General features: G+C 67.7%; 17 protein-coding genes and 1 pseudogene. 6 read left to right on the top strand and 12 right to left on the bottom strand.

The genetic code is table 11. The features are described from left to right. Positions 1 to 9: 9 nt before the first annotated feature. The gene (locus ACZK3W_RS18335) at positions 10 to 1,368 is read left to right on the top strand and encodes a TolC family outer membrane protein (protein ID WP_049460783.1); all 1,359 of its coding nucleotides are present in this window, start codon (positions 10 to 12) and stop codon (positions 1,366 to 1,368) included. 100 nt (positions 1,369 to 1,468) lie between these two features. On the opposite strand, the gene ACZK3W_RS18340 is transcribed toward ACZK3W_RS18335, so the two are convergent. Both ACZK3W_RS18340 and waaA read right to left on the bottom strand, forming a co-directional pair. After that, on the bottom strand, positions 1,469 to 2,686 hold the full coding sequence (locus ACZK3W_RS18340; protein WP_478450157.1) for an APC family permease: 1,218 nt from the start codon (positions 2,684 to 2,686) through the stop codon (positions 1,469 to 1,471). Between the two features lie 229 nt (positions 2,687 to 2,915). Beyond that, on the bottom strand, positions 2,916 to 4,214 hold the full coding sequence (gene waaA, locus ACZK3W_RS18345; RefSeq protein ID WP_049398381.1) for a lipid IV(A) 3-deoxy-D-manno-octulosonic acid transferase: 1,299 nt from the start codon (positions 4,212 to 4,214) through the stop codon (positions 2,916 to 2,918). 60 nt (positions 4,215 to 4,274) lie between these two features. Here waaA and ACZK3W_RS18350 point away from each other — a divergent pair, with 60 nt between their 5' ends. Beyond that, the gene (locus tag ACZK3W_RS18350; protein WP_049398382.1) at positions 4,275 to 5,192 is read left to right on the top strand and encodes an LpxL/LpxP family Kdo(2)-lipid IV(A) lauroyl/palmitoleoyl acyltransferase; all 918 of its coding nucleotides are present in this window, start codon (positions 4,275 to 4,277) and stop codon (positions 5,190 to 5,192) included. 146 nt (positions 5,193 to 5,338) lie between these two features. Here ACZK3W_RS18350 and ACZK3W_RS18355 read toward each other — a convergent pair whose 3' ends face one another. From ACZK3W_RS18355 to ACZK3W_RS18370, 4 genes are all read right to left on the bottom strand, one after another. Beyond that, positions 5,339 to 5,788, bottom strand: a complete 450-nt coding sequence (locus ACZK3W_RS18355) for an REP-associated tyrosine transposase (protein WP_121504416.1) — start codon at positions 5,786 to 5,788, stop codon at positions 5,339 to 5,341. Positions 5,789 to 5,991: 203 nt separating this feature from the next. Then, on the bottom strand, positions 5,992 to 7,323 hold the full coding sequence (locus ACZK3W_RS18360) for an O-antigen ligase family protein (RefSeq protein WP_293796002.1): 1,332 nt from the start codon (positions 7,321 to 7,323) through the stop codon (positions 5,992 to 5,994). Then, positions 7,304 to 8,419: a glycosyltransferase gene (locus ACZK3W_RS18365; RefSeq protein WP_478450158.1), complete on the bottom strand. Its 1,116-nt coding sequence runs from the start codon at positions 8,417 to 8,419 to the stop codon at positions 7,304 to 7,306. The genes ACZK3W_RS18360 and ACZK3W_RS18365 overlap by 20 nt, the downstream gene beginning before the upstream one ends. A gap of 15 nt (positions 8,420 to 8,434) precedes the next feature. Then, positions 8,435 to 8,632, bottom strand: coding sequence for a zinc-finger domain-containing protein (locus tag ACZK3W_RS18370; RefSeq protein WP_005410967.1), 198 nt, complete (start codon positions 8,630 to 8,632; stop codon positions 8,435 to 8,437). 421 nt (positions 8,633 to 9,053) lie between these two features. On the opposite strand from ACZK3W_RS18370, the gene ACZK3W_RS18375 reads away from it, so the two are divergent. Continuing rightward, a complete protein-coding gene (locus tag ACZK3W_RS18375; RefSeq protein ID WP_478450159.1) occupies positions 9,054 to 12,398 on the top strand; it encodes a GH92 family glycosyl hydrolase in 3,345 nt (1,114 codons plus the stop codon). Next, a complete protein-coding gene (locus tag ACZK3W_RS18380; protein ID WP_478450160.1) occupies positions 12,395 to 13,231 on the top strand; it encodes a basic secretory protein-like protein in 837 nt (278 codons plus the stop codon). The genes ACZK3W_RS18375 and ACZK3W_RS18380 overlap by 4 nt, the downstream gene beginning before the upstream one ends. Positions 13,232 to 13,642: 411 nt before the next feature. On the opposite strand, the gene ACZK3W_RS18385 is transcribed toward ACZK3W_RS18380, so the two are convergent. Together ACZK3W_RS18385 and ACZK3W_RS18390 are read right to left on the bottom strand one after the other, a co-directional pair. Continuing rightward, the gene (locus ACZK3W_RS18385; protein WP_032129106.1) at positions 13,643 to 15,934 is read right to left on the bottom strand and encodes an NADP-dependent malic enzyme; all 2,292 of its coding nucleotides are present in this window, start codon (positions 15,932 to 15,934) and stop codon (positions 13,643 to 13,645) included. Between the two features lie 230 nt (positions 15,935 to 16,164). After that, entirely contained in the window at positions 16,165 to 17,508 is a 1,344-nt protein-coding gene (locus ACZK3W_RS18390; protein ID WP_049398388.1) for a dicarboxylate/amino acid:cation symporter, read from the bottom strand. A gap of 332 nt (positions 17,509 to 17,840) precedes the next feature. On the opposite strand from ACZK3W_RS18390, the gene ACZK3W_RS18395 reads away from it, so the two are divergent. Together ACZK3W_RS18395 and ACZK3W_RS18400 are read left to right on the top strand one after the other, a co-directional pair. After that, positions 17,841 to 19,010 carry an OprO/OprP family phosphate-selective porin gene (locus ACZK3W_RS18395; RefSeq protein WP_071228137.1) on the top strand — a complete coding sequence of 390 codons (1,170 nt, stop codon included), beginning with the start codon at positions 17,841 to 17,843 and terminating at the stop codon, positions 19,008 to 19,010. A 66-nt stretch (positions 19,011 to 19,076) separates the two neighbouring features. After that, positions 19,077 to 21,719 carry a hybrid sensor histidine kinase/response regulator gene (locus ACZK3W_RS18400; protein WP_478450161.1) on the top strand — a complete coding sequence of 881 codons (2,643 nt, stop codon included), beginning with the start codon at positions 19,077 to 19,079 and terminating at the stop codon, positions 21,717 to 21,719. 639 nt (positions 21,720 to 22,358) lie between these two features. Here ACZK3W_RS18400 and ACZK3W_RS18405 read toward each other — a convergent pair. The 4 genes and pseudogenes from ACZK3W_RS18405 to ACZK3W_RS18420 all read right to left on the bottom strand — a co-directional run bounded on the left by ACZK3W_RS18405 (position 22,359) and on the right by ACZK3W_RS18420 (position 26,162). After that, positions 22,359 to 23,009, bottom strand: coding sequence for a response regulator (locus tag ACZK3W_RS18405; RefSeq protein ID WP_478450162.1), 651 nt, complete (start codon positions 23,007 to 23,009; stop codon positions 22,359 to 22,361). A gap of 28 nt (positions 23,010 to 23,037) precedes the next feature. After that, positions 23,038 to 24,092, bottom strand: a pseudogene (locus tag ACZK3W_RS18410) (ABC transporter substrate-binding protein). Next, entirely contained in the window at positions 24,089 to 25,480 is a 1,392-nt protein-coding gene (locus ACZK3W_RS18415) for a sensor histidine kinase (RefSeq protein WP_049421788.1), read from the bottom strand. The pseudogene ACZK3W_RS18410 and the gene ACZK3W_RS18415 overlap by 4 nt, the downstream one beginning before the upstream one ends. Next, the gene (locus ACZK3W_RS18420) at positions 25,473 to 26,162 is read right to left on the bottom strand and encodes a response regulator transcription factor (RefSeq protein ID WP_049463657.1); all 690 of its coding nucleotides are present in this window, start codon (positions 26,160 to 26,162) and stop codon (positions 25,473 to 25,475) included. The genes ACZK3W_RS18415 and ACZK3W_RS18420 overlap by 8 nt, the downstream gene beginning before the upstream one ends. Between the last annotated feature and the right edge of the window lie 210 nt (positions 26,163 to 26,372).

The raw sequence follows: 26,372 nt of genomic DNA on the forward strand, positions 1-26,372 counted from the left end.
GAAGCCGCAATGATCCGCCGATCCCTCGCTGTTGCGCTGGCCACTGCCCTGCTGCCGTTGTCCGCCCATGCCGCCGACCTGCTGCAGGTCTACGAAATGGCGCGCAATGGCGATCCGCAGCTGTCCGCCGCCGAATCCACCCGGCTGTACGACAAGGAAGGCGCCGTGCAGGCCCGCGCTGCCCTGCTGCCGCAGATCAACGGCCAGGCCACGCTGAACCGCTCGCGCAGCGAGGCGGACCATGACGCCAACTCCGGCACCGTGACCAGCAAGCGCCGCAACTACACGATCGAAGGGAGCCAGACGCTGTTCAACTGGACCCAGATCAACAACCTGCGTTCGCAGCGCGAGCTGAGCAAGGCGGCGGACTTCACCCTCGATTCGGCCAACGACAGCCTGATCGTGCGCACCTCGGCGGCCTACTTCAACGTGCTGGTGGCAATCGAATCGCTGAACGCCGCACAGACCAATGAAGCGGCCGCGAAGAAGCAGTTCGACTTCGCCGACAAGCGCCTGGAAGTGGGCCTGGCGCCGATCACCGACGTGCACGAAGCACGCGCCCAGTACGACCAGGCGCGTGCCAACACCATCGTTGCGCAGAACACCCTGGCCGATAACTACCAGGCCCTGACCGAACTGACCGGCCAGCCGGTGGTCAACCTGCGCGGCCTGCCGGCGGACTTCCGCCCGGAAGTGCCGGCTAACCGTGGCAACATCGATGAGCTGGTGCACCAGGCCACCAACCAGAATCCGGCGCTGAAGGCCCAGGAACTGAAGGTCAGCGCCGCCGAGGCTGGCGTGCAGGCCGCTCGTGGCGGCCATTACCCGACCCTGTCGCTGGGCGGCAGCTGGGGCAAGAGCGCAACCTGGGGCGACAGCACCGGTGCCGGCTCGTTGTCGCCGGATGCACGCACCAACAGCATCGGGCTGACCCTGAGCGTGCCGATCTTCGCCGGTGGCGCCACCCAGTCCGGCGTGCGCCAGGCACTGGCCCAGCGTGACATCGCCCAGGATGGCTACGAGCAGCAGAAGCGTGCCCTGGACCGCAACACCCGCAATGCCTACCAGACTCTGGTGCAGGGCATCAGCGAAGTGGAAGCCCGCCGCCTGGCGGTGGTCTCGGCGCAGAGCGCGTATGACGCGTCGCAGGTCGGCCTGGAAGTCGGTACCCGTACCGTGCTGGACGTGATCCAGAACCAGCGCATCCTGTTCTCGGCACAGCTGGACTACGCCCAGGCCCGCTACACCTTCCTGCAGAACCGCCTGCTGCTGAGCCAGTCGCTGGGTGCGCTGGACGTGGCCGAGCTGCAGGACGTGAACCGCCTGCTGACCCAGGACGCGGGCAACCCGTCGACGACCACGCACTGAGTCGTCGCCCTGCCGGCAACGAAGAAGCCACCCGGGAGGGTGGCTTTTTTGTGGGCGGCGCGTACGGCCCCACCCAGGCATGGCGCAGATCCGCCGGCCGTCAACCCGGCCACGCGCCTGCCCGCTCCACTGCGGCCAGCACGCACAGCGCCGCGGCCAGGGGCGCAAGCCCCATCGCAGCCCCCGGCATCGGCGCGCGCACACGCAGTGCTGCCAGGCACAAAGCCGCCATCACCAGCAGGGTGGCCGGACCCGGCAGCACCGGCAATGCATCGACGGGTGTTCCCAACGCCAGCAGCGCCGCCAGCACCACGGTGACCGGTATCAGCCGCGTCCGGAACCCGGGCGCTTCATCCGCGGCCACAGGCCAGAGCTGCGCTGCCAGCTGTGTGGCCAACGACAACAGCACCAGCAGCAGTGCTGCCAGCCCGGCCATGCCCGCCAGCGGCAGCAACGGCAGCAGCCACTGCAACTGCGGATGGCCCTGCAATGCCACCGACAACGGCCGCGTACTGGCCAATGCCGGGAACTCGACCAGGCCGGCCTGCAACGCCGCCAGCACGATCAGCAGCAGCATTGCCAGCAGCAGCGCGGCCGCCAGCAGCCCTGGTGACCGCGCACGCACCTGCGGGCCACGCCCAGGAAACCCCAATGCCAGACCCACACTGGCAAACACCGCCAGCAAGGGCACGCTTGCCGCCAGCACCCCGCCGGGTCCGAACCGATAGGGCGCGGTGGCGTCCGGCAGCCACGGGATCCAGTTCGCGTAGTGCACGTGGCGGACCGCCAGCGCCAGCAGCAACAGCCCAACACCGATCTTCGCCGTCAACAGCACGCAGACCATCAGCGCGATGCGACGCGGAGGCAGCAACACGAACGCACCCAGCACCAGCAGGCTGGTGACGGCCATCACCGGATACGGCAATGCGCTGCCGGTTTCAATACCGCGACTGGCAAACACCGCACGCGCGTGGCCCGCCATGGACTGCGCCACGCCGGCGCTGGTCACCACCAGCTCCAGCAGCAGCACAGCACCCAGCAGGCGCGCGACTGCCGGGCCCCAAGCGGCCCGCAGCGGGCCGTACAGGCCATCGGCTTCCGGCTGCTGCTGGTTCAGCACGTGCAGGCAATACAGCATCGGCGCTGTGCCCAGTGCGGCCAGCAGCAGACTCAGTACGATGGCCGGGCCGGCCTGGGCGGCGGTGTACTGGCCGACCAGGGCGATCACGCTGCCCCCCAGCAACAGGGTCAACGCCACCAACGCGAAGTGATCCATTCCCAGCAGCGCGTGCCGGCCACGGCGGTTGTCGCTGTCCATCGCAAGCCCTCTTGATTCCGCCCATGCGCGGTCGACAGCAGGCTGGCAGCCTGCGCCAAAGGGCGGTATCAGAATCCGTACCGTGCGCATCGCGATGTGACCACAAACACGTTCGCAGCCACGCATCCGGTCCTGCTGCGACAGGAATCCGGTTGCTAAGCAGAATTGATGCAGTCGATCACGTCAGTCGGTCCACGTAGTGTCCGCCCTGGCGGTGTTGCTGCCCGGCTCAGCTGCGCGGCGGCGGCAGATGTGGCGCGACCAGCGCCAACGTGCGCTGCAGGGCACCGCGGCCATTGCTGACCAGCGTGCATCCAGCACGGGCCATGTCCTCGCGCGCCGCTGCGTCGCCCAGCAGGTGCTGCAGCAGGTCACCTACCGCCTGCACGTCCTCGCCGATCAGCAAGGCACCGGCCTCACGCATGCGCCGTGAGATCTCGGCGAAGTTGTGCAGGTGCGGACCGGTCACAGCGGCAGTGCCCATCGCCGCCGGTTCCAGCAGATTGTGGCCACCAATCGGCTGCAGGCTGCCGCCGACGAAAGCGACCTGCGCGCAGGCATAGAACGGCATCAGCTCACCTAGGGTGTCGATGACGAATACATCCGTGCCGGCCTCCGGCCATTGCTTCGCGCGACGGGTCGTCACGTTCCAGCCCTGCTCGCGCGCCAGCGCCTCCACCTTCGGGAAGCGCTCGGGGTGCCGCGGCGCCCACAGCAACAACAGGTCGGGGTGCTGCTGGCGCAGGCGCCGATGCAGGTCGATCACCGCCTGCTCCTCACCATCGTGGGTACTGGCCGCGATCCACACCGGGCGCCCGGCGGGCACGCAGGCGTGGAACTGCTCGACGAAGCCCTGCACATCCGGCGTGGCGATATCGAACTTGAGGTTGCCCAGCGCCTGCACCTGTTCACGCGCAGCACCCAGCTGCACGAAGCGCTCGGCGTCGTCCTGCGACTGCGCGGCCACGCAGGTGACCGTGCGCAGCGCACGGCGGATCAGCGCCGCCAGCACCCGGTAACCGCGCAGCGAACGCGCGGACAGGCGGGCGTTGAGGATGTAGACCGGGATGCGACGGTCGCGGCAGCCGAACAGCATGTTCGGCCACAGCTCGGTTTCCAGGATCAGTGCCAGGCTGGGCTGGAAATGGCCGAGGAAGCGGTTGACGCTGCCCGGTACGTCGTACGGCAGATAGACATGGTCCAGCGCGTCTCCCCACAGCGCGCGCACGCGCTCCGAGCCGGTCGGGGTGATGGTGGTGATGACCCAGCGGATGTCCGGACGCTGCTGGCGCAGGGCATTCACCAGCGGCGCGGCGGCATTGACCTCGCCCACCGAGACCGCGTGCAGCCAGACCCGCGGCTGGCCGGTCGGCTGCGGATACGAGGCATAACGCTCGTCCCAGCGCCGGAAGTATTCACGGACCCGGAAACCGCGCCAGACCAGGTGGTACACGGTGATCGGCAGCAGGATGTAGAGCACGGCCGAGTACAGGCCGCGCAGGATCCATTCGACAGGGTCTTTACGCATGCGGCAAGGATACGGGAGCCCCCCGGGAAAGACACGCAGCCGGGTTGGTAGAATGGCGCCATGTCAGATGCCACCACCGCCGTCCGCCCGTCGCTGCGCGATCCCCGCAACTGGCCGATGTTCGCCGCCATGCTCGGCGCCTTCGCCATCGCCCGCCTGCCGTGGATGCTGCAGCGTGCGCTCGGCCGGGGCGTCGGCTGGATCAGCTGGCGCCTGCTCGGCAGCCGCCGTCGCGCCGCCGAGGTCAACCTGCAGCTGTGCTTCCCGGAGAAGGACGAAGCCTGGCGCCAGCGCCTGGTGCGCGACAGCTTCGACGCGCTGGGCGTGGGCGTGCTCGAGTGCATCCGCGCCTGGTGGGGCAGCATCGACCGCATCCGCCCGCAGGTGAAGATCGAAGGCCTCGAGCATCTGCGGCAGATGCAGGCCGAAGGCCGCGGCGTGCTGCTGGTCTCCGGCCACTTCATGACCCTGGAGATGTGCGGCCGCCTGCTGTGCGACTACGTCGATCTTTCAGGCATGTACCGCAAGCACAAGAACCCGGTGTACGAATGGGCGGTGAAGTTTGGCCGCCTGCGTTATGCCAAGGCGATGTTCGCCAACGAGGACATCCGCGCGACCGTGCGCCACCTGAAGAAGGGCGGCTTCCTCTGGTATGCGCCGGATCAGGACATGCGTGGCAAGGACACCGTGTTCGTGCCGTTCTTCGGCCATACCGCATCCACCATTACCGCCACCCACCAGCTGGCGCGGATGACCGGCTGCGCGGTGATTCCGTACTTCCACCGCCGCGAGGGCGGGAAGTACTTCCTGAAGATCGGCGCACCGCTGGAGAATTTCCCCAGCGAGGATGTGGAAGCCGATACCACGCGGGTCAACCAGGCCATCGAAGAAATGGTGCGCGAAGCACCGGACCAGTACCTGTGGATCCATCGGCGGTTCAAGCGCCAGCCCGGCGGCCGGAGCGATTTCTACAAGTAGCGGTGGGAGGGATGGCTTCATCCACGCATGGCGTGGATCTACTGCCTTGTGCGGCTTCATCCGCGTATGGCGTGGATTCAATGACGTGGGGCATTCTGAAGTAGATCCACGCCATGCGTGGATGCTCTTCGATTCCGTGCCGGGATTCACAACGGCCAGCGGCACCAGGCGTACGGGTACTCCCCCATCACGCACGCCAAGCCCGCACGGACCGGATTGGCCAGGATGTACATCGCCTTCTCGTGAAGGGATTCATCGCTGCGTACGGCGTGATCGTGGTAACCGTGCTGCCACAGCGACCCTCGCCGCTCCAATCGCCGATTCAGCAGCCGGCTGCTGCGTGATTTGAGCAGGGCCATGCACTCGGCCAGGGTTCCCCCGCGCAATTCCATCAACCAGTGCAGATGGTCGGGCATCACCACCCAGGTGAAGCTGTGGCTCACCCCCTTGCGCTCTACGAAGCGCAGTGCCTCAACCAGAATCGCTACGTTGGAAGCATCGGCAAAAAAGGGTTCACGATCGAGGGTTACCGTAGTCAGTGAATAGACGTTACCGGTGCAGGAGTAACGACCGTAGCGGAGTCTTGGGCTGGCCATGGCCTCAGCGTGCGATACACACGGAGGCACGGCTAGTGGAGGTTGGCGCGTGTTTGCGTCGGTAAAGCCCCATCCACGCATGGCGTGGATCTACTACGGCGACCTTCGTTCGGTGACCGCCCCATGCACGCCATGGCGTGGATCCACCATGGGGACGTTTGTTCGGTACGTGGAGTAGAGCCACGCCATGCGTGGATGGACGATCACACCACCGTCGGCGTGTCATCCGTTTCGCGGGCCAACAGGCTGCCGGCGAACAACGCGGCCAGCATCACCGTCAGCCCCCCCCAGAACGCGGAATAGAACGCCAGGTGCGTGTTAAGCGGGAACACGGTGACCGCCAGCGCCAGCATCGCCGGGCGCGCACGCTCACGGGCGGCGGCCGGTGCATAGCGCCAGGCCCGCCAGGCCTGGGCCACCGCAGCCAACCACAGCAGAAGGCCGATCACACCGGTTTCCGCCAGGATCTCCAGCACGATCTGATGGGCATGCAACGCCGGGGCATCGCCCCACACCGCCGGTTCGTCGCCAGACACGCAGGCCGGATAGGCATCGCGGAAACCGCGCGCGCCGACCCCGTTGATCGGGTGCTCTTCAATCATGCAGGCCGCGGCGTCCCAGATCCGCGCGCGCCCCGACAACGCCTCGTCGACACCGCGTTCGCTCCCCTCCCAGGCCATCGCCGTACGTGCGAAGCGCTCACGCAGCTGCGGCACGCTGGCGGTCAGCACACCCGCTCCGAGGACAGCGACCAGCCCCAGCAGCACCAATCGCTTCCAGCCGAACTGGCGCACGCCGCTGTAGGCCAGCACCAGCGCGAAGGTGATCCACGACGCGCGCGAGCCGGCCAGCAGCAGCACGCAGCCCAGCGCCGCCGCAGCCAGGACCCACCCTGGATTGCCGAAGCGGCGCGCCAGCGGCAGCAGCAGGAACGGTGAAAGGCTGGCCAGCACCTGGCCGAACTTCAGGTTGCACGGCCCCAGCGCGCCACTGAGGCGATCGACCCATGCTGCCTCGCTGGCCGGGCACAACGCGTGACCGCTTACTGCAAACTTCAGTTGCTCAAGTGACCAGAACCACGGACTGGTACCCACAACCGCCTGCACCAGTGCATCCAGCGTCCACGCAGCGGTAATCAATGCGAGGCCACCGAAGGTCAGCCGCCGGCGTTCCGGCGTGGCCACGGCGATCGCCACCAGCCACATGAAGGGCAGGTAGCGCAGGCCGGCGGCCGCCTTGGTCCACGACGCCGCCGGATCGATCGCATCGAAGGCGGAGAACGCCTGCGGCAGCCAGTAACCGAGGAACAGGATCGAGGTCAGCGCCCACGCGGCGGGTGTCAGCAGGTGCGGGCGGCGCTGCAGGCGGCGCATGATCATGCGCACCGCGGCATACAGCGCACCAAGACCCAGCACGGTTTCAGCGATGCCCGGCAACGGCCACAGCGCCACGTACGCCAGCACCCACCAGGGCGCCCAGCGCCCGGCGCGGTCCTCGCGCACGAGGGTTGCGGGGTCAGCCGGCGAGGTCGGCATAGAGGCGGAGGGTGTCGCGCTGCATGGCCTGCAGGGTAAACGGGATGCGGGTCGGCAAGGACGGCGGCTGCGCCAGCAGGGCCAGCGCACGTTCACCCAGCGCCCGTGCATCGCCCAGCGGCACGGCGCCGGCCGGCTGCAGCTGCTGCAGCAGTTCGCCGACGCCGCCATGGTCCCAGCCCAGTACCGGGCGACCGACCGACAACGCTTCGACCACGGTGCGGCCGAACGCTTCGGGCTTGTCCGAAAGCTGCAGCACCAGATCGCTGGCCGCATAGGCCTGGGCGATGCGCGCGGTCGGCGTGCTGATCTGCACGGCGTCGGTCACGCCCCAAGCAGCCGCCTGCCGGCGCAGGTCGGCCACGTAGGCTTCACGGCCGGGTTCATCGGTGCCCAGCATCCACAGCTGTGCCGGCACACCGGCCGCGCGCACATCCGCCAGCAACTGCAGCGCATGAGCATGCCCCTTCAGCCGGGTGCCCCGCCCCGGCAGCAGCAGCAGCGGGCCCTCAACCTGCGCCAGCCACGGGTAATCGGCTGCCAGCGTCAGTCGTGGCCGACGGTCGGCGCGGGCCACGCGGGGAAACTGTGCGACATCGACGCCGCGCGGAATCACCTGCAGCCTCGCTTCGGGAACCGTGGGGTAGTGCCGCTGCACATAGTCGCGCACGGTATTGGACACGCAGATCACGCGTTCACCGCTGGTCATCACCGCGCTGTAGCGGCTGGGCGAGTTCAACCCGTGCACGGTGGTCACCCAATGCGGGCGCTGTGCGGCAGGCATCGCGCGGATCGCGTACAGGCCCAGCCAGGCCGGCAGCCGCGAACGGGCATGCACGATGTCGGCGCCAACTTCAGCGAACAGGCGGCGCAGGGTCGGCAGGTGGCGCAGGGTCAGCAGCGATTTGCGGCCGATATCAAGGGTGAGGTGCTCGGCACCGCTATCGAGCAGCGGCTGCACCAGGCGGCCACCGGCGGAGACCACCAGCGCACGATGGCCGGCAGCGACCAGGGCCGCAGCAATTTCCAGGGTCGAGCGCTCGACACCGCCGGAGTGCAGCGCCGGCAGCAACTGCACCACGGTCAATCGGCGCATCGAAGGGGCGGCCGCTTAGTCGGCCAGCACGAACACGGAACCGCAGTACGGGCACTGCGCTTCGCCGTTGGGCTCGTCTTCGATCGGCAGGTACACGCGCGGATGCGAGTTCCACAGCGCCATTTCCGGGGTCGGGCAGCTCAGCGGCAGATCGCTGCGGTGCACGGTGTAGCGCTTCTCGGCGTTGGCGGGCGCGGTGGCGGTATGGCTCATGGCGGATGTCGATGAACGGGTTGCGAGGCCTGTGATTCTAGCATCTGGGCCGCCCCGACATTGCGCCGCAACGGGTCTTTGCGCGTACCGGGCCGATTCCCTGCGGCCCTGCATGCCACCTCGGGACGGGGTGCCGGTGGAAATTCCCGATCGATCCTGCAGGTTCACGCCGAAAATCCGCCGACAACGATATTTCCCGCATTTGGATCGAGCTAAATGGCACTTGTCAGGTTGCCACGGCTGTTGCAGGATCGGGCCAGGTCGTAAACCGGCCCACTCCAATCCGACCCGATCGCATGGCCCGCCCCCACCGGACCGGCATCGCCTCTTCCACTGCCATCCCGGCGGGCGGAGCGGTGCTGTCCGTGGTGTCCGCCGATGCGGGTTCTGCCCGCCGCCTGCCCTTCCGGGAGACCCTTGCATGACCCTGTCCGATCCACGCCGCGCCCTGCTTCCGCTCGCCCTGGCCCTGGCCTGTGCGACTACCGCGATGCCGGTGCTGGCACAGGGACTGCAGACCTCGTTCGAACCGGGCCAGCCGGCGCCGGCACCGGCCGCAGGCGCACTGCAGGTCACGATCGGCAACGGCCCTGCTGCGCCTTACGCCGCCAAGCGCAATGCGGGCTACAGCGGCCTGCATGCACTGCGCTACAGCAGCGAAGGCGGCAGCGCGCGACGCGAGCTGTTCAAGGCGGACATGACCATCAATGCCGATACCACCCTGTCTTGGCTGGTGCTGCCGGAGATCGTCGGCAAGGACACCGTGGCCTCGACCTATGTGTCACTGGACCTGCTGCTGGACGATGGCAGCCGCGTTTCGGCCAGCGCTGCACGCGACCAGCATGGCGTGGCCATCGGTGCGCGCGCGCAGGGCGATTCGAAGACGCTGTATCCGCAGCAGTGGGCGCGCAAGGCGGTGCGGCTGGGCGACGTGCCCGCGCTGAAGGGCCGCCGCGTGCTGGCGATCGAACTGGACGTGGCCAGTGCCGACGGTGCACCGGTCTCGGGCTGGATCGATGACGTGCGCCTGGACACAGTGCCACGTCAGCAGCCAGCGCGCGTCTCCGACTGGGTGCTGACCACCCGTGGCACCCAGGCCAACGGCACCTTCTCGCGCGGCAACAATTTCCCGGCCACCGCGGTACCGCACGGATTCAACTTCTGGACCCCGGTGACCGATGCTGGCGCACTGAACTGGCTGTACCGCTGGAACGAACAGAACGACGCACAGAACCGTCCGCAGCTGCAGGCGCTTGCGCTGAGCCATCAGCCCAGCCCGTGGATGGGCGACCGCCAGACCTTCCAGGTGATGCCCTCGGCCAGCCGTGGCGTGCCGGAGGCCGACCGTCGCAAGCGCGCGCTGTCATTCGAGCGCAGCCATGAAAGCGCGCGCCCGTATCGCTACGACGTGCGCTTCGACAACGGCATCGCGGCCGCCATCGCGCCGACCGATCATGCCGCGCTGTTCCGCTTCGAGTTCCCCGAGGGCGGCGACGCCAACCTGCTGTTCGACAATGTCGATGCACGCGGTGGCCTGACCCTGGACGCTGCCACGCAGACACTGTCCGGCTACACCGATACGCGCAGCGGGCTGTCCAACGGCGCCAGCCGCATGTACGTGGTGGCCAGCTTCGACAGGCCGTGGCGCAGCAGTGGGCGCCTCAACACCGGCCGACCGACCGGTTACATCAAATTCGATGCCGGCAGCGACCGGCGGGTGACCATGCGCATCGCCACCTCGCTGATCTCGGTGGAGCAGGCACGGCACAACCTGGCCCTGGAAATGGCCGCCGCCGATACACTGGAAAGCGTGGCCGGCCGTGCGCAGGATGCATGGGATGCGCGCCTGGCCCGTTTCGACATCGGCGATGCCAGCGACGACCAGAAGACCACGCTGTACTCCAGCCTGTACCGGCTGTTCCTGTACCCCAATTCCGGCCATGAGAACGTGGGCAGCGCCGCCGCACCGGAGTGGCGCTACGCCAACCAGGCCAGCGCCAGCGATGACAACACCGAGGGCAGCGCGACCCGCAGCTATGCCGCCGTGCGCGACGGCAAGGTGTTCGTCAACAACGGCTTCTGGGACACCTTCCGCACCACCTGGCCGGCCTATGCGCTGTTCACGCCCGACGATGCCGGACAGCTGGTGCAGGGCTTCATCGAGCAGTACCGCGCCGGCGGCTGGATTGCACGCTGGTCGTCGCCAGGCTACGCCGATCTGATGGTCGGCACCAGCTCCGATGTGGCCTTCGCCGATGCATGGCTGAAGGGCGTCGGCGGTTTCGATCCGGCCGAGGCCTATGCCGCCGCGCTGAAGAACGCGACCGTGGTGCCGCCGGACCGCCATGTCGGCCGCAAGGGCATGAACCGTTCGACCTTCCGCGGCTATGCCAGTGCCGACGTGCACGAAGGTATGTCGTGGACGATGGAAGGCGCACTCAATGACTTTGGCATCGCCAACATGGCCGATGCCCTGGCCAAGCGCGCGACCGCGCCCGCCGCACGCGAGCGCTACAGCACCGAGGCCGACTACTTCCGCCATCGCGCCGCCAGTTACGCGACGATGTTCGATCCGGCGGCAGGCTTCTTCCAGGGCCGCAAGGCCGATGGTCGCTGGCGCGTGGACGCAAAGGCCTACGATCCGCGCGTGTGGGGCCACGACTACACCGAATCCAATGGCTGGACCTTCGCCTTCACCGCCGCCCACGATGGCGAAGGCCTGGCCGCGTTGTATGGCGGCCGCGAAAAGCTGGCGGCGAAGCTGGATACCTTCTTCGCCACACCTGAAACCGCGGACCCGGCACTGGCCGGCTCGTACGGCGGCACCATCCACGAGATGACCGAAGCGCGCGACGTGCGCATGGGCATGTATGCGCACAGCAACCAGCCGGCGCACCACATCCCGTGGATGTACCTGTACGCCGGGCAGCCGTGGAAGACCCAGCAGCACGTGCGCGAGATCCTGTCGCGGTTGTACGTCGGCAGCGAGATCGGCCAGGGCTACCCGGGCGATGAGGACAACGGTGAAACCTCGGCATGGTACGTACTGGCCTCGCTGGGCCTGTACCCGCTGCGCATGGGCGCCCCGGAGTACGTGATCGGCTCGCCGGCATTCGAGCATGCACGGGTGGAGCTGCAGGGTGGCGCGGTGCTGACCGTGAACGCGGCCAACAACTCGCGTGAGAACGTCTACGTGCAGTCGCTGAAGATCAACGGTACGCCGTGGACGAAGACCTGGGTGCCGCACGACCTGATCGCCAAGGGCGCGACCCTCGACTTCGTGATGGGACCCCGCCCCTCGCGCTGGGGCAGCGGCGTGGACGATGTGCCGCGCTCGTTGACCGCGCGCGGCCAGCACCCGCAGCTGCTGCACGACCTGCTCGGCAGCGGCGCGAAGGCGACGCTGGCCGATGGCCGTGCCCTGCCCGCGCTGGTCGATGACGATGCCGGCACCACGGTGGGTCTGGGCGCCGGTGCAACCATCGCGCTGACCGGCCTGGCCGAGGACACCCCGACGATGTACACGCTGACCAGCGGTGACGGCCGCATCCAGGGCGGTGAGTGGACGCTGGAGGCGCGCAACGGCGGCGGCAGCTGGGCCGTGCTCGACCAGCGCAGCGGCGAAGACTTCGAATCCGCCCGCCAGACCCGTCCGTTCCGCATCGCCAAACCCGGTCGTTACAGCGAGTACCGCCTGCGCCTGGCGGCACCGGCACGGCTGCCGCTGGCGGAGATCGAACTGCTGGCGGCCGGCACCGTACAATGAGCTGCATTCGCTTCCGTCTACTGCCTCTGGCCCTTGTTGCCCTGTCCTTCTCAAGCTTCGGCCAGACCCAGGCGTTCGATACGCAGCTGACCCGCGACGGCGTGACGCTGAACTACCAGGACGCCCGTGGCACCCTGGCCGCACCGCAGCGCAAGCGGGTGATCGATACGTTCTTCTTCGCGTACCTGCGCGAACGTGCGGACTTCCATCCCGCTGCGCCGTCAATGGTGCGCATCGTGATCGATCCGGCCTACACCGGCATCGCCTTCGTCGGCGACAAGGACCAGGCAGCGACGATCACCATCAATCCGGGTTGGCTGGCGCAGCACCCGAACGACATCGACCTGGTCACCCACGAGGCGATGCACATCGTGCAGGGGTATCCCGGCTATGGCGATGCACGGGTGCCGGGCTGGCTGGTGGAAGGCATCGCCGACTACGCCCGCGACCGCTATGGCATGGATAACGCCGCCGCCGGCTGGGCATTGCCCGGCAAGGTCGAGAAGGGGCAGAACGTCGACAGCGGCTACCGTGTCACCGGTGCGTTCCTGAAGTGGGCCGACGCCGAACACCCGGGCCTGGTGCTGGCACTGGACAAGGCCCTGCGCGATGGCCGCTATGCACCGGCGCTGTGGCAGAAGCACACCGGCAAGGCACTGCCAGCGTTGTGGGCGCAGTACGCCAAGCCGCGTTCGGACGCACCGCCGCCGGCGCCGGCACGGCAAGCGGCACTGACTGGGTGGTCGACTGGATATCGGGGCGACTGGGTAGAGTCGACTGTTAGTCGACTGCCCTTGATTCAGCCACCGAAAACCCCGCGCTTCGCGCGATAGTCGACCAACGGTCGACTCTACCTCGCTGCCTTCTACGCCTCAGCGCGACCGCACGAAGCCGGCGTAGAGCGCGAACAGCTGCTGGAAGTACCGCCGCGTCACTCGATTGCGCATGACACCCTCGCCCATGAAAAGTTGGTCGGGCCCAGGGTGGGAAGGCCGGTCCGGTCCCTTCCCACGGCCGGGCCGCGTGGGCGTATTGGGCCGCAAAGGCGTTGCAGGGACATGACCGGGCGGCGTAGCGCGTGTGGCACAGGCCGGCGGGCGGTAGAGCCGGCCGCTGGCCGGCTGCAGTGGCGGTGGACATGATTGCGGTTGCCGGCCAGCGGCCGGCACTACCCGTTTCCGCTTTGCGGAAACAGAAACGCGCCCCGGGGGGCGCGCTTCTGCAGCTGGAATCGGAAAGAAGGCTTACGCCTTCTTTTCCGCTTCCAGCTGCTTGCGGATCTGCGCATCCACCGCTGCAATGGCGGTCATGTTCAGGATCCTGCGCGAGGTCGCGCTGGTGGTCAGGATATGCACCGGCTTGTTCACGCCCATCAGGATCGGGCCGATCGCCACGCCGTCGGTGAACACACGCACCAGGTTGTAGGCGATGTTGGCCGCTTCCAGGTTCGGCAGCACGAACAGGTTGGCGCGACCCTGCAGGGTCGAGCCCGGCAGCAGCTTCTGGCGCAGCGCTTCGTCCCATGCGGTGTCACCCTGCATTTCGCCGTCCACGTTCAGACGCGGGTTGCGCTTGAGCAGCAGCTCGCGCACCTGGCGCATCTTCAGCGCGTCCTTGGAATCGTGGCTGCCGAAGTTGGAGTGCGACAGCAGCGCCACCTTCGGCTCGATGCCGAACAGCTTCATGCGGTAGGCCGCCTGCAGGGTCGCTTCGCACAGCTGCTCGGCGGTCGGGTCTTCCTGCACGTGGGTATCGACGAAGAAGAACACGCCCTGCTGGTTGATCACGCCGGTCATCGCCGAGGTCGAGGTGACCTTCGGCTCCAGCGGCAGCACGCTGCGCACGTAACCCAGCTTCTTGTGGAAGCGGCCGACGATGCCGGTCAGCATCGCATCGGCTTCGCCACGGGCCACCATCACTGCAGCGATCAGGGTCGGGCGCGAACGCATCAGGTTCTTCGCCGCGGCCACGGTCACGCCACGACGGCCGGTCAGGCCGTGGTAGTACTGCCAGTACTCGTTGAAGCGCGGGTCGTCGTTGATGTTGGTGACTTCAACGTTCTCGCCGATCTTCAGGCGCAGGCCGAGGCGCTCGATGCGCGACTCGATCACTTCCGGGCGGCCGATCAGGATCGGGTGCGCCAGGCCGTCATCGACCACGTTCTGCACCGCCTGCAGCACCACTTCCTCTTCGCCCTCGGCATACACAACGCGCTGCTTGTCGCTGCGCGCGCGGTCGTAGACCGGCTTCATCATCAGGCTGGTGCGGTAGACGAACTGGGCCAGCTTGTCGCGGTAAGCGCCCATGTCGTCGATCGGGCGCGAGGCCACGCCCGAGTCCATCGCGGCCTGGGCCACGGCGGCCGACAGCTCCACCAGCAGGCGGCGGTCGAACGGGCGCGGGATCAGGTATTCACGACCGAAGCTCGGGGTCTCGCCGCCATAGGCCGAACCCATGTCGGTGGCCGCACGACGCGCCAGCGCCGCGATGGCGCGCACGCAGGCGATCTTCATTTCCTCGTTGATCGCGGTCGCGCCCACGTCCAGCGCACCACGGAACAGGTACGGGAAGCACAGCACGTTGTTGACCTGGTTCGGGTAGTCCGAACGGCCGGTGCCGATGATCGCGTCCGGACGGGCGGCGCGCGCCAGTTCCGGCATGATTTCCGGGGTCGGGTTGGCCAGCGCGAAGATCACCGGATCCGGCGCCATGGTCTTGACCATGTCGGCAGTCAGGATGCCCGGCGCAGACAGGCCCAGGAAGATGTCCGCGCCGTCGACGATCTCGGCCAGGGTGCGCTTGTCGGTGTCGCGCGCATAGCGCTGCTTTTCCGGGTCCAGGTCGGTACGACCGGTGTGGATCACGCCCTCGCGGTCGAAGGCCAGGATGTTCTCCGGCTTCAGGCCCAGCTGCACCAGCATGTTCACGCAGGAAATGCCAGCTGCGCCCATGCCCGTGGTCGCCAGCTTCACTTCCTCGATCTTCTTGCCGGTGATCGCCATGGCGTTGAGCACCGCTGCGCCGACGATGATCGCCGTGCCGTGCTGGTCGTCATGGAACACCGGGATCTTCATGCGCTCGCGCAGCTTGCGCTCGACCACGAAGCATTCCGGTGCCTTGATGTCTTCCAGGTTGATGCCGCCGAAGGTCGGCTCCAGCGAGGCGATGATGTCGACCAGCTTGTCCGGGTCGGTTTCATCCACTTCGATGTCGAACACATCGATGCCGGCGAACTTCTGGAACAGCACACCCTTGCCTTCCATCACCGGCTTGCCGGCCAGCGCGCCGATGTTGCCCAGGCCCAGCACCGCGGTGCCGTTGGAGATCACCGCCACCAGGTTGCCGCGGGCGGTCAGCTCGCTGGCCTGCTGCGGGTCGGCCTTGATCGCTTCACAGGCGTACGCCACGCCCGGCGAATACGCCAGCGACAGGTCGCGCTGGGTCAGCATGGGCTTGGTAGCGGAAACCTTGATCTTTCCCGGCGGGGACATCCGGTGGTAATCGAGGGCGGCCTGTTTGAAATCTTCGTTGGACATCGATGTGGGTTACATGAATGGGCAGAAGGGACAGGGGATGATACCCCCGTTGGAGCGTCTGGACCTGTCGCTATCCTGTCGCAGGCATGCTGCGACCGCACAATTCCGTGCCGTATGCGACGGTACCGCGACACCAGCTTCGGTGCGTCCCATGACAGCCATGGGACGCCTTGAAACGCCGCGGGGCCGTACCACTGTCGTGATCGGCCCCGCGGTACCACACACCTGGATCAGCCCCTGGCCGGCAGCGCCTCGGGCACGGCATCGATCAGCGGCGGCAGTTCGCTTTCGCGGCCATCCAGCGCCAGCTTCAGGCGGTTGCGGTCCAGCGCCCCCTCCCAGCGCGACACCACCACGGTGGCCACGGCATTGCCGATGAAGTTGGTCAGCGAGCGGCATTCGCTCATGAAGCGGTCCACGCCCAGGATCAGCGCCATGCCGGCCACCGGCACCTCCGGCACCACGGCCAGGGTGGCGGCCAGGGTGATGAAGCCGGCGCCGGTGACGCCGGCCGCGCCCTTGGAGCTGAGCATGGCGACCAGCAGCAGGGCAATCTGATGGCCCAGGGTCAGTTCGGTGTTGGTGGCCTGGGCGATGAACAGCGCCGCCAGGGTCATGTAGATGTTGGTGCCGTCCAGGTTGAACGAGTAGCCGGTCGGGACCACCAGGCCCACCACCGACTTGCTGCAGCCGGCGCGTTCCATCTTCTCCATCAGCGACGGCAGCGCCGACTCCGACGAGGAGGTGCCCAGCACCAGCAGCAGTTCGGCCTTCAGGTAGCGCGCCAGCTTGAACACCGAGAAGCCGCACAGGCGGCAGACCAGGCCCAGGATGACCGCCACGAACAGGAAGGCGGTGAGGTAGAACGAACCCACCAGCCAGGCCAGGTTGATCAGCGAGCCAACACCGTACTTGCCGATGGTGAAGGCGATTGCGCCGAAGGCACCGATCGGCGCGGCCTTCATCAGGATGTGGACCAGCTTGAACACCGGGGCGACCAGCGCCTCCAGGAAGTTCACGATCGGCTTGCCCTTCTCGCCCACCGATGCCAGCGCGATGCCGAACAGCACGGCCACGAACAGCACCTGCAGGATGTTGCCATCGACGAACGCGCTGAGCAGCGTCTTCGGGATGATGTCCATCAGGAAGCCGACCAGGGTCAGGTCATGCGACTTCTCGACGTAGCTGTGCACCGCGGTCTGGTCCAGCTCGGCCGGGTTGATGTTCATGCCGGCGCCGGGCTGCACCACGTGCGCCACGATCATGCCGACGATCAGCGCCAGCGTGGAGAAGAACAGGAAGTACGCCATCGCCTTGGCGAATACGCGGCCCACCGTGCGCAGGTGGGTCATGCCGGCGATGCCGGTGACGATGGTCAGGAAGATCACCGGTGCGATGATCATCTTCACCAGGTTGATGAAGGCATCGCCGAGCGGCTTCATCTTCTCGCCGATCAACGGTTCGTAGTGGCCGAGGATGGCGCCCAGGACGATCGCCACGATCACCTGGAAGTACAGCTGGCGATAGATCGGCAACGGCTTTGCAGGCACCGGTGCTGCGGTCGGGATGTGCATGGCGGACTCCGGAAGGGGCGTTTTCAGGCACGTACGGCCCCGGGACTGCACGGGAACCGTTACCGTGGAAACTGACCGCAGGCCCTGTGCAGCACGCGCAGGGGGTGCGACCAATGGACGCCTTTGTACGCGCCGGGCACGCTGGCGCAGATAACCTATTGGTACTAGCCCCCCGGTTCAGGTGGCCGCGGTGCCTACACTGGCGCCGCACCGCCCGATCACGGGGAGGCCGGTGGCCCGAGCTGAACGGCCGGGCGCGTCATTGCGAAAGTTCCGGCCCTTGCGGCCGTTGTTGTCCTGTCCACACGCAATCTGAGAGAGCCGCACCCAACATGCGCCCGATTCCCACCTTGCTGGCCCTGTCGCTGGCCGCGCTTCCCGCCTTCGCTTCGGCTGCCGATTTCGACAACTGGCCGACCAAGTACGCCTTCGGCGACGGCACCGAGCTGGCCGCTACCGCCAACATCGCCTACGACTACAACGATTTCTCCTCGGGCAGCGGCCTTGAGGACGACGACGCCGTGCGCCGCAAGGAGTTCGGTGCGACGCTGAAGAAGAAGGGCGTCTACGACGCGATGGTCTATTACGACTTCCAGTCCGATACCTGGCTGGACGTGTTCGTGCGCTTCGAAAGCAAGGCCTTCTTCGGCCGCGACATCGGCCGCTTCCGCTTCGGCTACATGAAGACCCCGGTCGGCCTGGACGCGAACACGTCCTCGCGCGCCGGCAGCTTCCTGGAAACCGCACTGCCGGTGCAGGCCTTCTACGCTGGCCGCCGCACCGGCGTGGAATGGGTGCTTGAGCGCCCGCAGTACCTGCTGCAGGCCGGCGCCTATGGCGGCAAGGACCTGCAGGGTGACAACCCGGGCACCACCCAGGCCGTGCGTGCGGTGTGGACCCCGGTGAAGGCGCCGGGTGACGTGATCCACCTGGGCCTGGCCTACTCGCAGGAAAATCCGCGCGGTTACAGCGATGGCCGTGACGTGCACCACGAGGCCAGCGCGCGCCTGCGCGCGCGTCCGGAAGCAGGCCTGACCGACATCCGCTATGTCGATTCCGGCGCGCTGGTCACCGCCGACCAGATCCGCCGCACCGGCCTGGAAGGCATCTGGATCCGCGGCCCGTTCTCGGTTCAGGCCGAAGCCCTGCGCGCCACGGTCACCCGCCATGACGGCAAGCCCGACTACACCGGCAGCGGCCAGTACGCGATGGCGAGCTGGGTGCTGACCGGCGAATCGCGCCCGTACAACGCCGGTGCGGTGGCCAACATCAAGCCGGCGCACGACTACGGCGCGGTGGAACTGGTGGCCCGTTACAGCCGCATGGACCTCGACGATGGCAGCATCCTCGGCGGCCGCCAGCACGACCTCACTCTGGGTGCGAACTGGTACCTGACCAGCCACTTCAAGTTCCAGGCCAACTACGTCAAGGTCGACGCCAGCCGTCGCGGCGTGCACAGCACGCCGGAGATCTTCGAACTGCGCGCGCAGATGCACTTCTGACCCCTTCCACGTCAGATCCCGGCGGGCGTGCACGCCACGCCCGCCGGCCCTGCGTAGACTGCCGCCATGTACTGGCTCAGCCGCCACCGGATGCTGTTGCTGACCATCGCGGTGATGGTCGGCGGCACCGTGCTGTGTGCGGTCGCCGCCGGCCACTACGCCTGGCGGCGCGCCCTCGGCGAGGAAAGCAGCCAGGTACAACGCCAGCTGCAGTTGTATGGCCAGGGCCTGCAGCAGCGCATCGACCGCTTCGGCACCTTGCCGCAGGTACTGGCACTGGATCCGGATCTGCTGCACGCGCTGCGCGTACCGCCCTCGCCCACCGAACGGCAGCGGCTGAACCTCAAGCTGCAACGCGCCAATGAAGTCACCCGTGCCTCGACCCTGACCCTGGTCGGTCACGATGGCGTGGCGGTGGCGGCGAGCAACTGGGACCAGCCGACCACCAACGTCGGTGAGAACTACAGCTATCGTCCCTATTACCGCCAGGCGCTGGCCCAGGGCCGCGGCCGCTTCTACGGCATCGGCATGACCACCGGCGTGCCCGGCTACTACCTGTCGCAGGCCATCGAGGAAGACGGCAAGCGGCTCGGCGTGGTGGTGATCAAGGTCGAGCTGTCGGCACTGGAGCAGGAGTGGCTGAGCAGCCCTGACGTGGTGCTGGCCAGCGACGACCACGACGTGGTGTTCCTGGCCAACCGTGACAGCTGGCGCTACCGCCTGCTGCGCCCACTGGGCGCCGATGAGCGCCGCGAGATGCTGGACGCCCGCCAGTACGCCGATCGCACCCTGCAGCCACTGCGCGCACGTACCGAGGATGTACTGGCCGATGGCGGCCGCATGGTGCGCCTGCTGGATCCGGCATTGCCGCAGCCGATGCTGTGGCAGAGCCTTGCGCTGCCGGCCGAAGACTGGAACCTGCACCTGCTGCACGACGCCAGTGCCGCCACCGCCGCCGGCCGTGCGGCCGCGCTTACCGGAGGTGCCGCATGGCTGGCGCTGGGCTTCCTGGTGCTGTTCATACAGCAGCGCCGGCGCCTGGCCAAGCATCGCCTGCGCAGCCGCCGCGAGCTGGAAACCCTGCTCAAGCAGCATGCACAGGAACTGCGCACCGCACAGGATGGCCTGCTGCAGGCCGCCACCGATGCCGACAGCGGCCTCAGCCGCAGCCTTGAACACCTGCCGCAGGGCGTGGTGGTGATCGACCGGGACCTGCGTCTGGTCGCATGGAATTCACGCTACCTGGAACTGTTCCGTTTCCCGCTGGACCTGGTGCGCGTGGGGCGGCCCATCGAGGAACTGTTCCGCTTCAACGCACGCCGTGGCCTGCTCGGTCCCGGCCCGGTCGACGAGGCCATCGAGCGTCGCCTCAACCACCTGCGCAGCGGCCGTCCGCACATGCGCGAAAGTGAGAAGGACGACGGTACGGTGCTGGAAATCCGCGGCAACCCGCTGCCCGACGGCGGTTTCGTCACCAGCTACGCCGACATCACCAGCTACAAGAATGCTGCACGCGAACTGCGCTCGCTGGCCGATGCACTGGAACACCGCATCGCCGAACGTACCCACGACCTGGACGAAGCACGTCGCGAAGCCGAGCAGGCCAACCGCTACAAGACCCGCTTCGTCGCCTCGGCCGTGCACGACCTGCTGCAACCGCTCAACGCAGCACGCATGTTCGTCTCGGTGCTGCGCGGCAAGCTGAGCGACCCGGCGCAACAGCAGACCAGCGATCACATCGACGCTGCATTGGCCGCGCAGGATGCGATCCTCAACAGCCTGCTGGATATCGCGCGGTTGGAATCGGGCAGCCTGCCGACCCGTGTGCAGGCGTTCCGGCTCGGGCCGCTGCTGCAGACACTGGCGCGCGAATTCGGCATCGCCGCGCAGTCACGTGGCCTGGTGGTGGACTGGGTCGATACCGATGCGGTGGTGGTCAGCGATGAAGCGCTGCTGCGCCGCATCCTGCAGAATTTCCTGTCCAACGCGCTGCGCTACAGCGAGCGCGGTCGCGTGCTTCTGGGCTGCCGTCGCCGCGAAGGCCTGCTGTGGATCGAAGTGCACGACCAGGGCCCCGGCATTCCCGATGCGCTGCAGGGCGAGATCTTCGAGGAATTCCGCCGCCTGCACGACGGCCAGCAGCGCGGTGCCGGCCTTGGCCTGGCCATCGTCGACCGCATCGGCCGCCTGCTCGGACATCCGATCCGGCTGCGCTCGCAGCTGGGCCAGGGCAGCGTGTTCGCCGTGGGCGTGCCGTTCGGCGACGCGGGCGCGATTCCCGCCACCGCGCCCGCGCCGGTGCTGGCGCAGGAACCGGCGGCGGACAACCCGCTGCGAGGGCGCCGTGTGTGGGTAATCGATGACGATCCGCACGTGTGCGCGGCCAGCCGCGCGCTGCTGGAGCGGTGGGGCTGCGAGGTGCTGCTTGCCGATGGCCCGCAGGCAGCGCTGCAGTTGGCCACGACGACAACCGTGCCGGAGCTGGTGCTGCTGGATGTGCGCATGGGTGACCACCACGGCCCGGTGCTGTACGAGACATTGGCAGAGCTGTGGCGGGCCCGCCCGCCGGTGGTGCTGGTCACTGCCGAGCGCGATGCGGGATTGCGTGAGATGGCTGCCGAGCGTGGCTGGGGAATGATGGCCAAGCCGGTGAAACCGCCGGCGCTGCGGGCGCTGATGAGTCAGTTGCTGATCCGGCATCGCGGGTAGTTTCCAGCCAACGGCGCAGCCCCTCGTGGGTGGTGTCTGGTTGGTCGTGGAAAGCAGAAGCCGTGGGTGGGCCGGTCGGGTTGGGTGCACGGGGGACGCCGTGAATCCATCCCTGGAGGCTTGGCAGCCGCATCCATGCGGCTGACACCCCCGCGAACCCAACCCGACCGGCCTCTGACAGATTTCGGTGGCCTGCCACCCACGGAGAAGAAAAAGAAGAACAAAAGCCGGTCGCGCGCTGCGCTTGCTCGTGTAGAGCCGAGCCCATGCTCGGCATCGCGGACTGACCGCAAAGCAGCCGAGCGTGGGCTCGGCTCTACAAAAGGCGGCCTGCCAGGCCGCCTTTGCTTTTGATCTTCTTTTCTCTTCCGTGGATGAATGCGCACGGAACCTGTCCGTGGCCGGGCAGGTGGGCTGCGCAGGGGCGTGAGCCGCATGGGCCCGAGGCATGCCTCGGGCGGGTTGGGCAGGACGCCCAACCCCGGTCTTGCCGTGTGCGCAGGACTGCGCACACGAGCAAGCGGCGACCGAGCTTACATGGACGTACTTGCAGCGACCCCTGCGCAGTCCACCTGCCCGGCCTCACCCATGAACTGCTCTACGTGTCCACCCACGAGGGGCTGCGCCGTTGGCTGGAAACTACAACCCGATGCCGGCGTCGCCCTCGGGCTCCAGCGACTTCACCAGCACCGCCGCCTGCGTGCGGCTATGGCATTCGAGCTTCTTCAGGATCGCGGTGACATGCACCTTCACCGTGTTTTCCGCCAGCCCCAGCGTGTAGGCGATCTGTTTGTTGAGCAGCCCGTCGGCCAGGCACAGCAGCACGCGGAACTGCTGCGGGGTCAGCTGCGCCAGGCGGCTGGCCAGCAGGGCGTCGGCCTCGGAGCGTTCGGCGGCCATCGCCGGGAACCACAAGCCGCCATCAAGGACCGCCTGCACCGCCTCGCCGATGGTCTCGGCCGGGGCCGACTTCGGGATGAAACCGGCGGCACCGAACTGCTGGGCGCGGCGGATCACACGGGGGTGGTCGTTGGACGAGAGGATCACCACCGGAATGTCCGGATGCGAGCCGCGCACGTGCAGCAGCGCGGAGAAACCGTGTGCACCGGGCATGGTCAGGTCGAGCAGCACCAGGTCCACGTCCGGGTGCGCGTCGAGGGCTTCGGCCAATGCCTCGGCGCTGGCGACCTCGCGCACCTGCGCCAGCGGCAGGCTCTGCCGCAATGACTGCACCACCGCCGAACGCAGCAGCGGGTGGTCATCGGCGATCAGGATGGTGTATTCGCTCATGCCGCCATTGTACGGGCAGGCCGTCGCCTCAGCGCCCTGCCGGCTCCACGCTGCTGCGCCAGGCATCGAGGAACTGGCGGCGCTTGAGTGCATCCAGGTACACCAGCAGGCCCGGGCCCAGCTGGATCGGGCGGCGGCTGCGGCCGGGCGCATCGTCGCCACGTGCGCTGCCGGTGACGATCGGCATCAGCCGTGCCTCGCGTGACAGCACCTGCTGGCCACGCGGCGACAACAGGTAGTCGAGGAAGCGCCGGGCTTCTTCCGGGTGTGGGCCGGTGCGTGGAATCACCGCGGTACGCAGTACCACCAGCGTGTAGTCCTCGGGCTCCACAATCGCCAGCGGAGCACCCGCGTCGATGCGCGCCTGCGCGTAAGAGCCGAGCACGTTGTAGACCAGCGACAGCTGTCCGCTGGCCACCTTGTCCAGCAGCACGCCGGTGCGCTCCTCGCGCACCACGTCGTTGTCGCCCAGCGCGCCCAGCAGCGCACCGGCGATGCTGCCACGCTGCGCATCCTGCGTAGACAGCAGGTAGCCGACGCTGCTGCGTTCGATGTCATAGGTGCCGACCCTGCCCCGCAGGGTGCGCCTTCGGCGCGCAACCGGTCCAGCAGTTGCCGGCGCGTGTGCGGCACCTTCGCAGCCGTCAGCGCGCGGGTGTTGTAGACCATCACCACCGGCTCATAGCTGATGCCGAATGCCTCGTTGCGCCACTGCGCCCAGGCCGGCAGCGCGGCGGTCTGAGCGGAGCGGTGCGGCAGTGCATGACCATCGTTGACCAGCTTGGTCTGCAGGTCCATGCCACTGGAGATCAGCAGGTCCGGCGATGCCGGTCCGCCGCGGTCGTGCAGGTACCGCGCGTACAGGTCCTGGGTGATGATGTCCTCGTACACCACTTCGGTGCCCGGGTGCAGCCGCTGGTAGTCGGCGATGACCACCGCGAACACTTCGATGTCGGTGGTGCCGTGGATGCGCAGCTGCGCCGTGGTCTTTGCCTGTGCGGGAAAACGGCGCACATCGCCGGGCGCGGCCAGCACCGGCAGGGCCAACAGCAGGGCAACGGCGGTGGCGAACAGGCGGATCATGAACTGCTCCGGGGCAGGCGGATGGTAGCGATCAAACCACCCTGCGGACGGTTGCTGAGATCGATGCGGCCGCCATGGCTGTCGACCACGCGCTTGACGATGGCCAGGCCCAGCCCGGCGCCGCCGGACGGCGCGCCCTCGCCACGGGCGAAGCGCTCGAACACGCGTTCGGCATCGGCGGCGGCAATGCCGGCACCGTGGTCGGCGATGGTCAGCACGGCCTGCCCGCCTTCCACGGTCAATGCGATCTGCAACGGACCGTCGCCGCCGTACTTGAGTGCATTGTCGACCAGGTTCTTGATCGCCTCGCGCAGCAGCAGCGCATCGCCATGCACCTGTACCGGCTCGGCAGTCATCGCCAGCTGCACGCGCGGCGCCGGGCCGGCCTGCGGCAGCGCTTCATGCAGGGCCTGGTGCACGGTCTCGGCCAGATCCACTGCAGCAAAGCGCTGCAGATGCGAACGATGGATCACGCTGGCATCGCTGAGCAACTGATTCAACAACCGGCTCATGTGGGTGGCGTTGCGCTCGATCGCCTGCAGGCTGCGCCGCATGTCTTCGGGATCGTCGTCATCCAACGCCAGCTGTGCCTGCGCACGCAATGCCGCTAACGGCGTGCGCATCTGGTGCGCGGCCTCGGCCATGAACGCGCGCAGCGTCTCGTTGCTGCTGGACAGCCGTTCCATGAAGCGGTTCAACGCCGCCACCATCTGGTCCATCTCGCGCGGTACACGGGCATCCAGCGGCTTCAGGTCAGAGGGCTCGCGGCGTGACAGCTCGCGTTCCACCCGCACCAATGGCCGGAATGCGCGATGCACGCCAAAGGCCACCAGCGCCAGCAGCAGGCCGGACAGCACACCGATCGCCAGCAGTGCGCGGTTGACCATGTCCTGCGCGACCGCTTCACGCGCACGCCGGGTCTGGCCGACCTGCACCTGTACTTCGCCCTGCGCCGAGGCGGCGGCGAAACTGCGGCCGACCACCACGAAGCGCACGGTCTCGCCGCTGTAGGCGGCATCGAACAACTGCGGTTGCGTGCCGGGCCGGCGAGGCGGCGCCGGCAGGTCGCCATAGCCGGTGATCAGGTTGCCACGGCTGTCGGCGACCCGATAGAACACGCGGTCTTCCGGGGCCATCGCCAGCAGGTCCAGCGCCGCATAGGGCAGATCGACCTGCCATTGGCCATCGACCAGGGCCACCGAATCGGCAATGGACAACGCCGAGGACACCAACAGGTGATCGTAGGAACGGTTGGCGGCGCGCTGGCCATAGCCGCGCGCGGCAAACAGCAGAGCCACCGCGAACACCGCCAGCAACGCGCCGAGGTAGAGCAGCAGCGTGCGCCGCAGCGAGCCCGGTGCGGCGTTCGCGGTACGCGCGTCAGCCATCGGCGTCGGCGCTGTCATCACTGGCTTCCAGCAGGTAGCCAACGCCGCGCACCGTGGTGATGCGCAGCGGTGCACCTGCCAGCTTCTTTCTCAGGCGCCCCACATACAGCTCGATGGCATTCGGGCCGGCCTCGTCATCGAAGCCGAACAGCCCGTTGCCTATCTCATCCTTGCCGACCACCTGGCCGAGGCGGCCGACCAGGATCTCCAGCAGCCGGTACTCGCGGTTCGGCAGTTCGATCGGTTCGCCGTCGAGGCTGACCCGGTGCGCGGCATTGTCGAACTGGAAGCCACCGATCTGCACCACTTCGCTGGCCTGGCCGCGCGCGCGTCGCAGCAGCACGCGGCAGCGCGCTTCGAACTCGCGGAAATCGAACGGCTTGCCCAGGTAATCGTCGGCGCCGACGTCCAGCGCCTGCACACGGTCTTCGATGCCGTCGCGCGCGGTCAGCATCAGCACCGGTGTGCTGTCGCCGCGCTCGCGCATGCCGGCCAGCACGCGCAGGCCATCGAGCTTGGGCAGGCCGATATCCAGCACCACCAGGTCGAAGCTCTGGTAGCGCAGCACGCTGGCGGCGGCCAGGCCATCGGCCTGCCAGTCCACGGCGTGGCCGCTGCGACGCATGCGACGGATGATCGCATCGGCCAGATCCGGGTTGTCTTCGACCAGCAGCAGGCGCATGGGCACACGGGTGGGAGGGGAAACGAATGCTACCGCATGCCGCCGCCGCGCTTGCCGGGCGTGGCCCAGTGAGCGCAGTGGCCGGTTTTACGCTGCACCGCACAATCCGTTGACAGGACGATGACAGCTACGGCAACCCAGACTGCGGCCGCGCACCGTCCGGTGCCCACGATTGCCGCGCGCCTGGCGCGCACCTGGGAGGGTTTGTGG

The organism is Stenotrophomonas sp. 80084_Sma, from assembly GCF_056481995.1.

Coding starts and splice junctions, on each gene's coding strand:
- ACZK3W_RS18370 (WP_005410967.1), bottom strand. CDS start 8,632: ATGAGCCATACCGCCACCGCGCCCGCCAACGCCGAGAAGCGCTACACC.
- ACZK3W_RS18420 (WP_049463657.1), bottom strand. CDS start 26,162: ATGCGCCTGCTGCTGGTCGAAGACAACCCGGATCTGGCCGATGCGATC.
- ACZK3W_RS18350 (WP_049398382.1), top strand. CDS start 4,275: ATGTCAGATGCCACCACCGCCGTCCGCCCGTCGCTGCGCGATCCCCGC.
- ACZK3W_RS18385 (WP_032129106.1), bottom strand. CDS start 15,934: ATGTCCAACGAAGATTTCAAACAGGCCGCCCTCGATTACCACCGGATG.
- waaA (WP_049398381.1), bottom strand. CDS start 4,214: ATGCGTAAAGACCCTGTCGAATGGATCCTGCGCGGCCTGTACTCGGCC.
- ACZK3W_RS18415 (WP_049421788.1), bottom strand. CDS start 25,480: ATGGCTGACGCGCGTACCGCGAACGCCGCACCGGGCTCGCTGCGGCGC.
- ACZK3W_RS18355 (WP_121504416.1), bottom strand. CDS start 5,788: ATGGCCAGCCCAAGACTCCGCTACGGTCGTTACTCCTGCACCGGTAAC.
- ACZK3W_RS18340 (WP_478450157.1), bottom strand. CDS start 2,686: ATGGACAGCGACAACCGCCGTGGCCGGCACGCGCTGCTGGGAATGGAT.
- ACZK3W_RS18360 (WP_293796002.1), bottom strand. CDS start 7,323: ATGCCGACCTCGCCGGCTGACCCCGCAACCCTCGTGCGCGAGGACCGC.
- ACZK3W_RS18375 (WP_478450159.1), top strand. CDS start 9,054: ATGACCCTGTCCGATCCACGCCGCGCCCTGCTTCCGCTCGCCCTGGCC.
- ACZK3W_RS18400 (WP_478450161.1), top strand. CDS start 19,077: ATGTACTGGCTCAGCCGCCACCGGATGCTGTTGCTGACCATCGCGGTG.
- ACZK3W_RS18395 (WP_071228137.1), top strand. CDS start 17,841: ATGCGCCCGATTCCCACCTTGCTGGCCCTGTCGCTGGCCGCGCTTCCC.
- ACZK3W_RS18390 (WP_049398388.1), bottom strand. CDS start 17,508: ATGCACATCCCGACCGCAGCACCGGTGCCTGCAAAGCCGTTGCCGATC.
- ACZK3W_RS18405 (WP_478450162.1), bottom strand. CDS start 23,009: ATGAGCGAATACACCATCCTGATCGCCGATGACCACCCGCTGCTGCGT.
- ACZK3W_RS18365 (WP_478450158.1), bottom strand. CDS start 8,419: ATGCGCCGATTGACCGTGGTGCAGTTGCTGCCGGCGCTGCACTCCGGC.
- ACZK3W_RS18335 (WP_049460783.1), top strand. CDS start 10: ATGATCCGCCGATCCCTCGCTGTTGCGCTGGCCACTGCCCTGCTGCCG.
- ACZK3W_RS18380 (WP_478450160.1), top strand. CDS start 12,395: ATGAGCTGCATTCGCTTCCGTCTACTGCCTCTGGCCCTTGTTGCCCTG.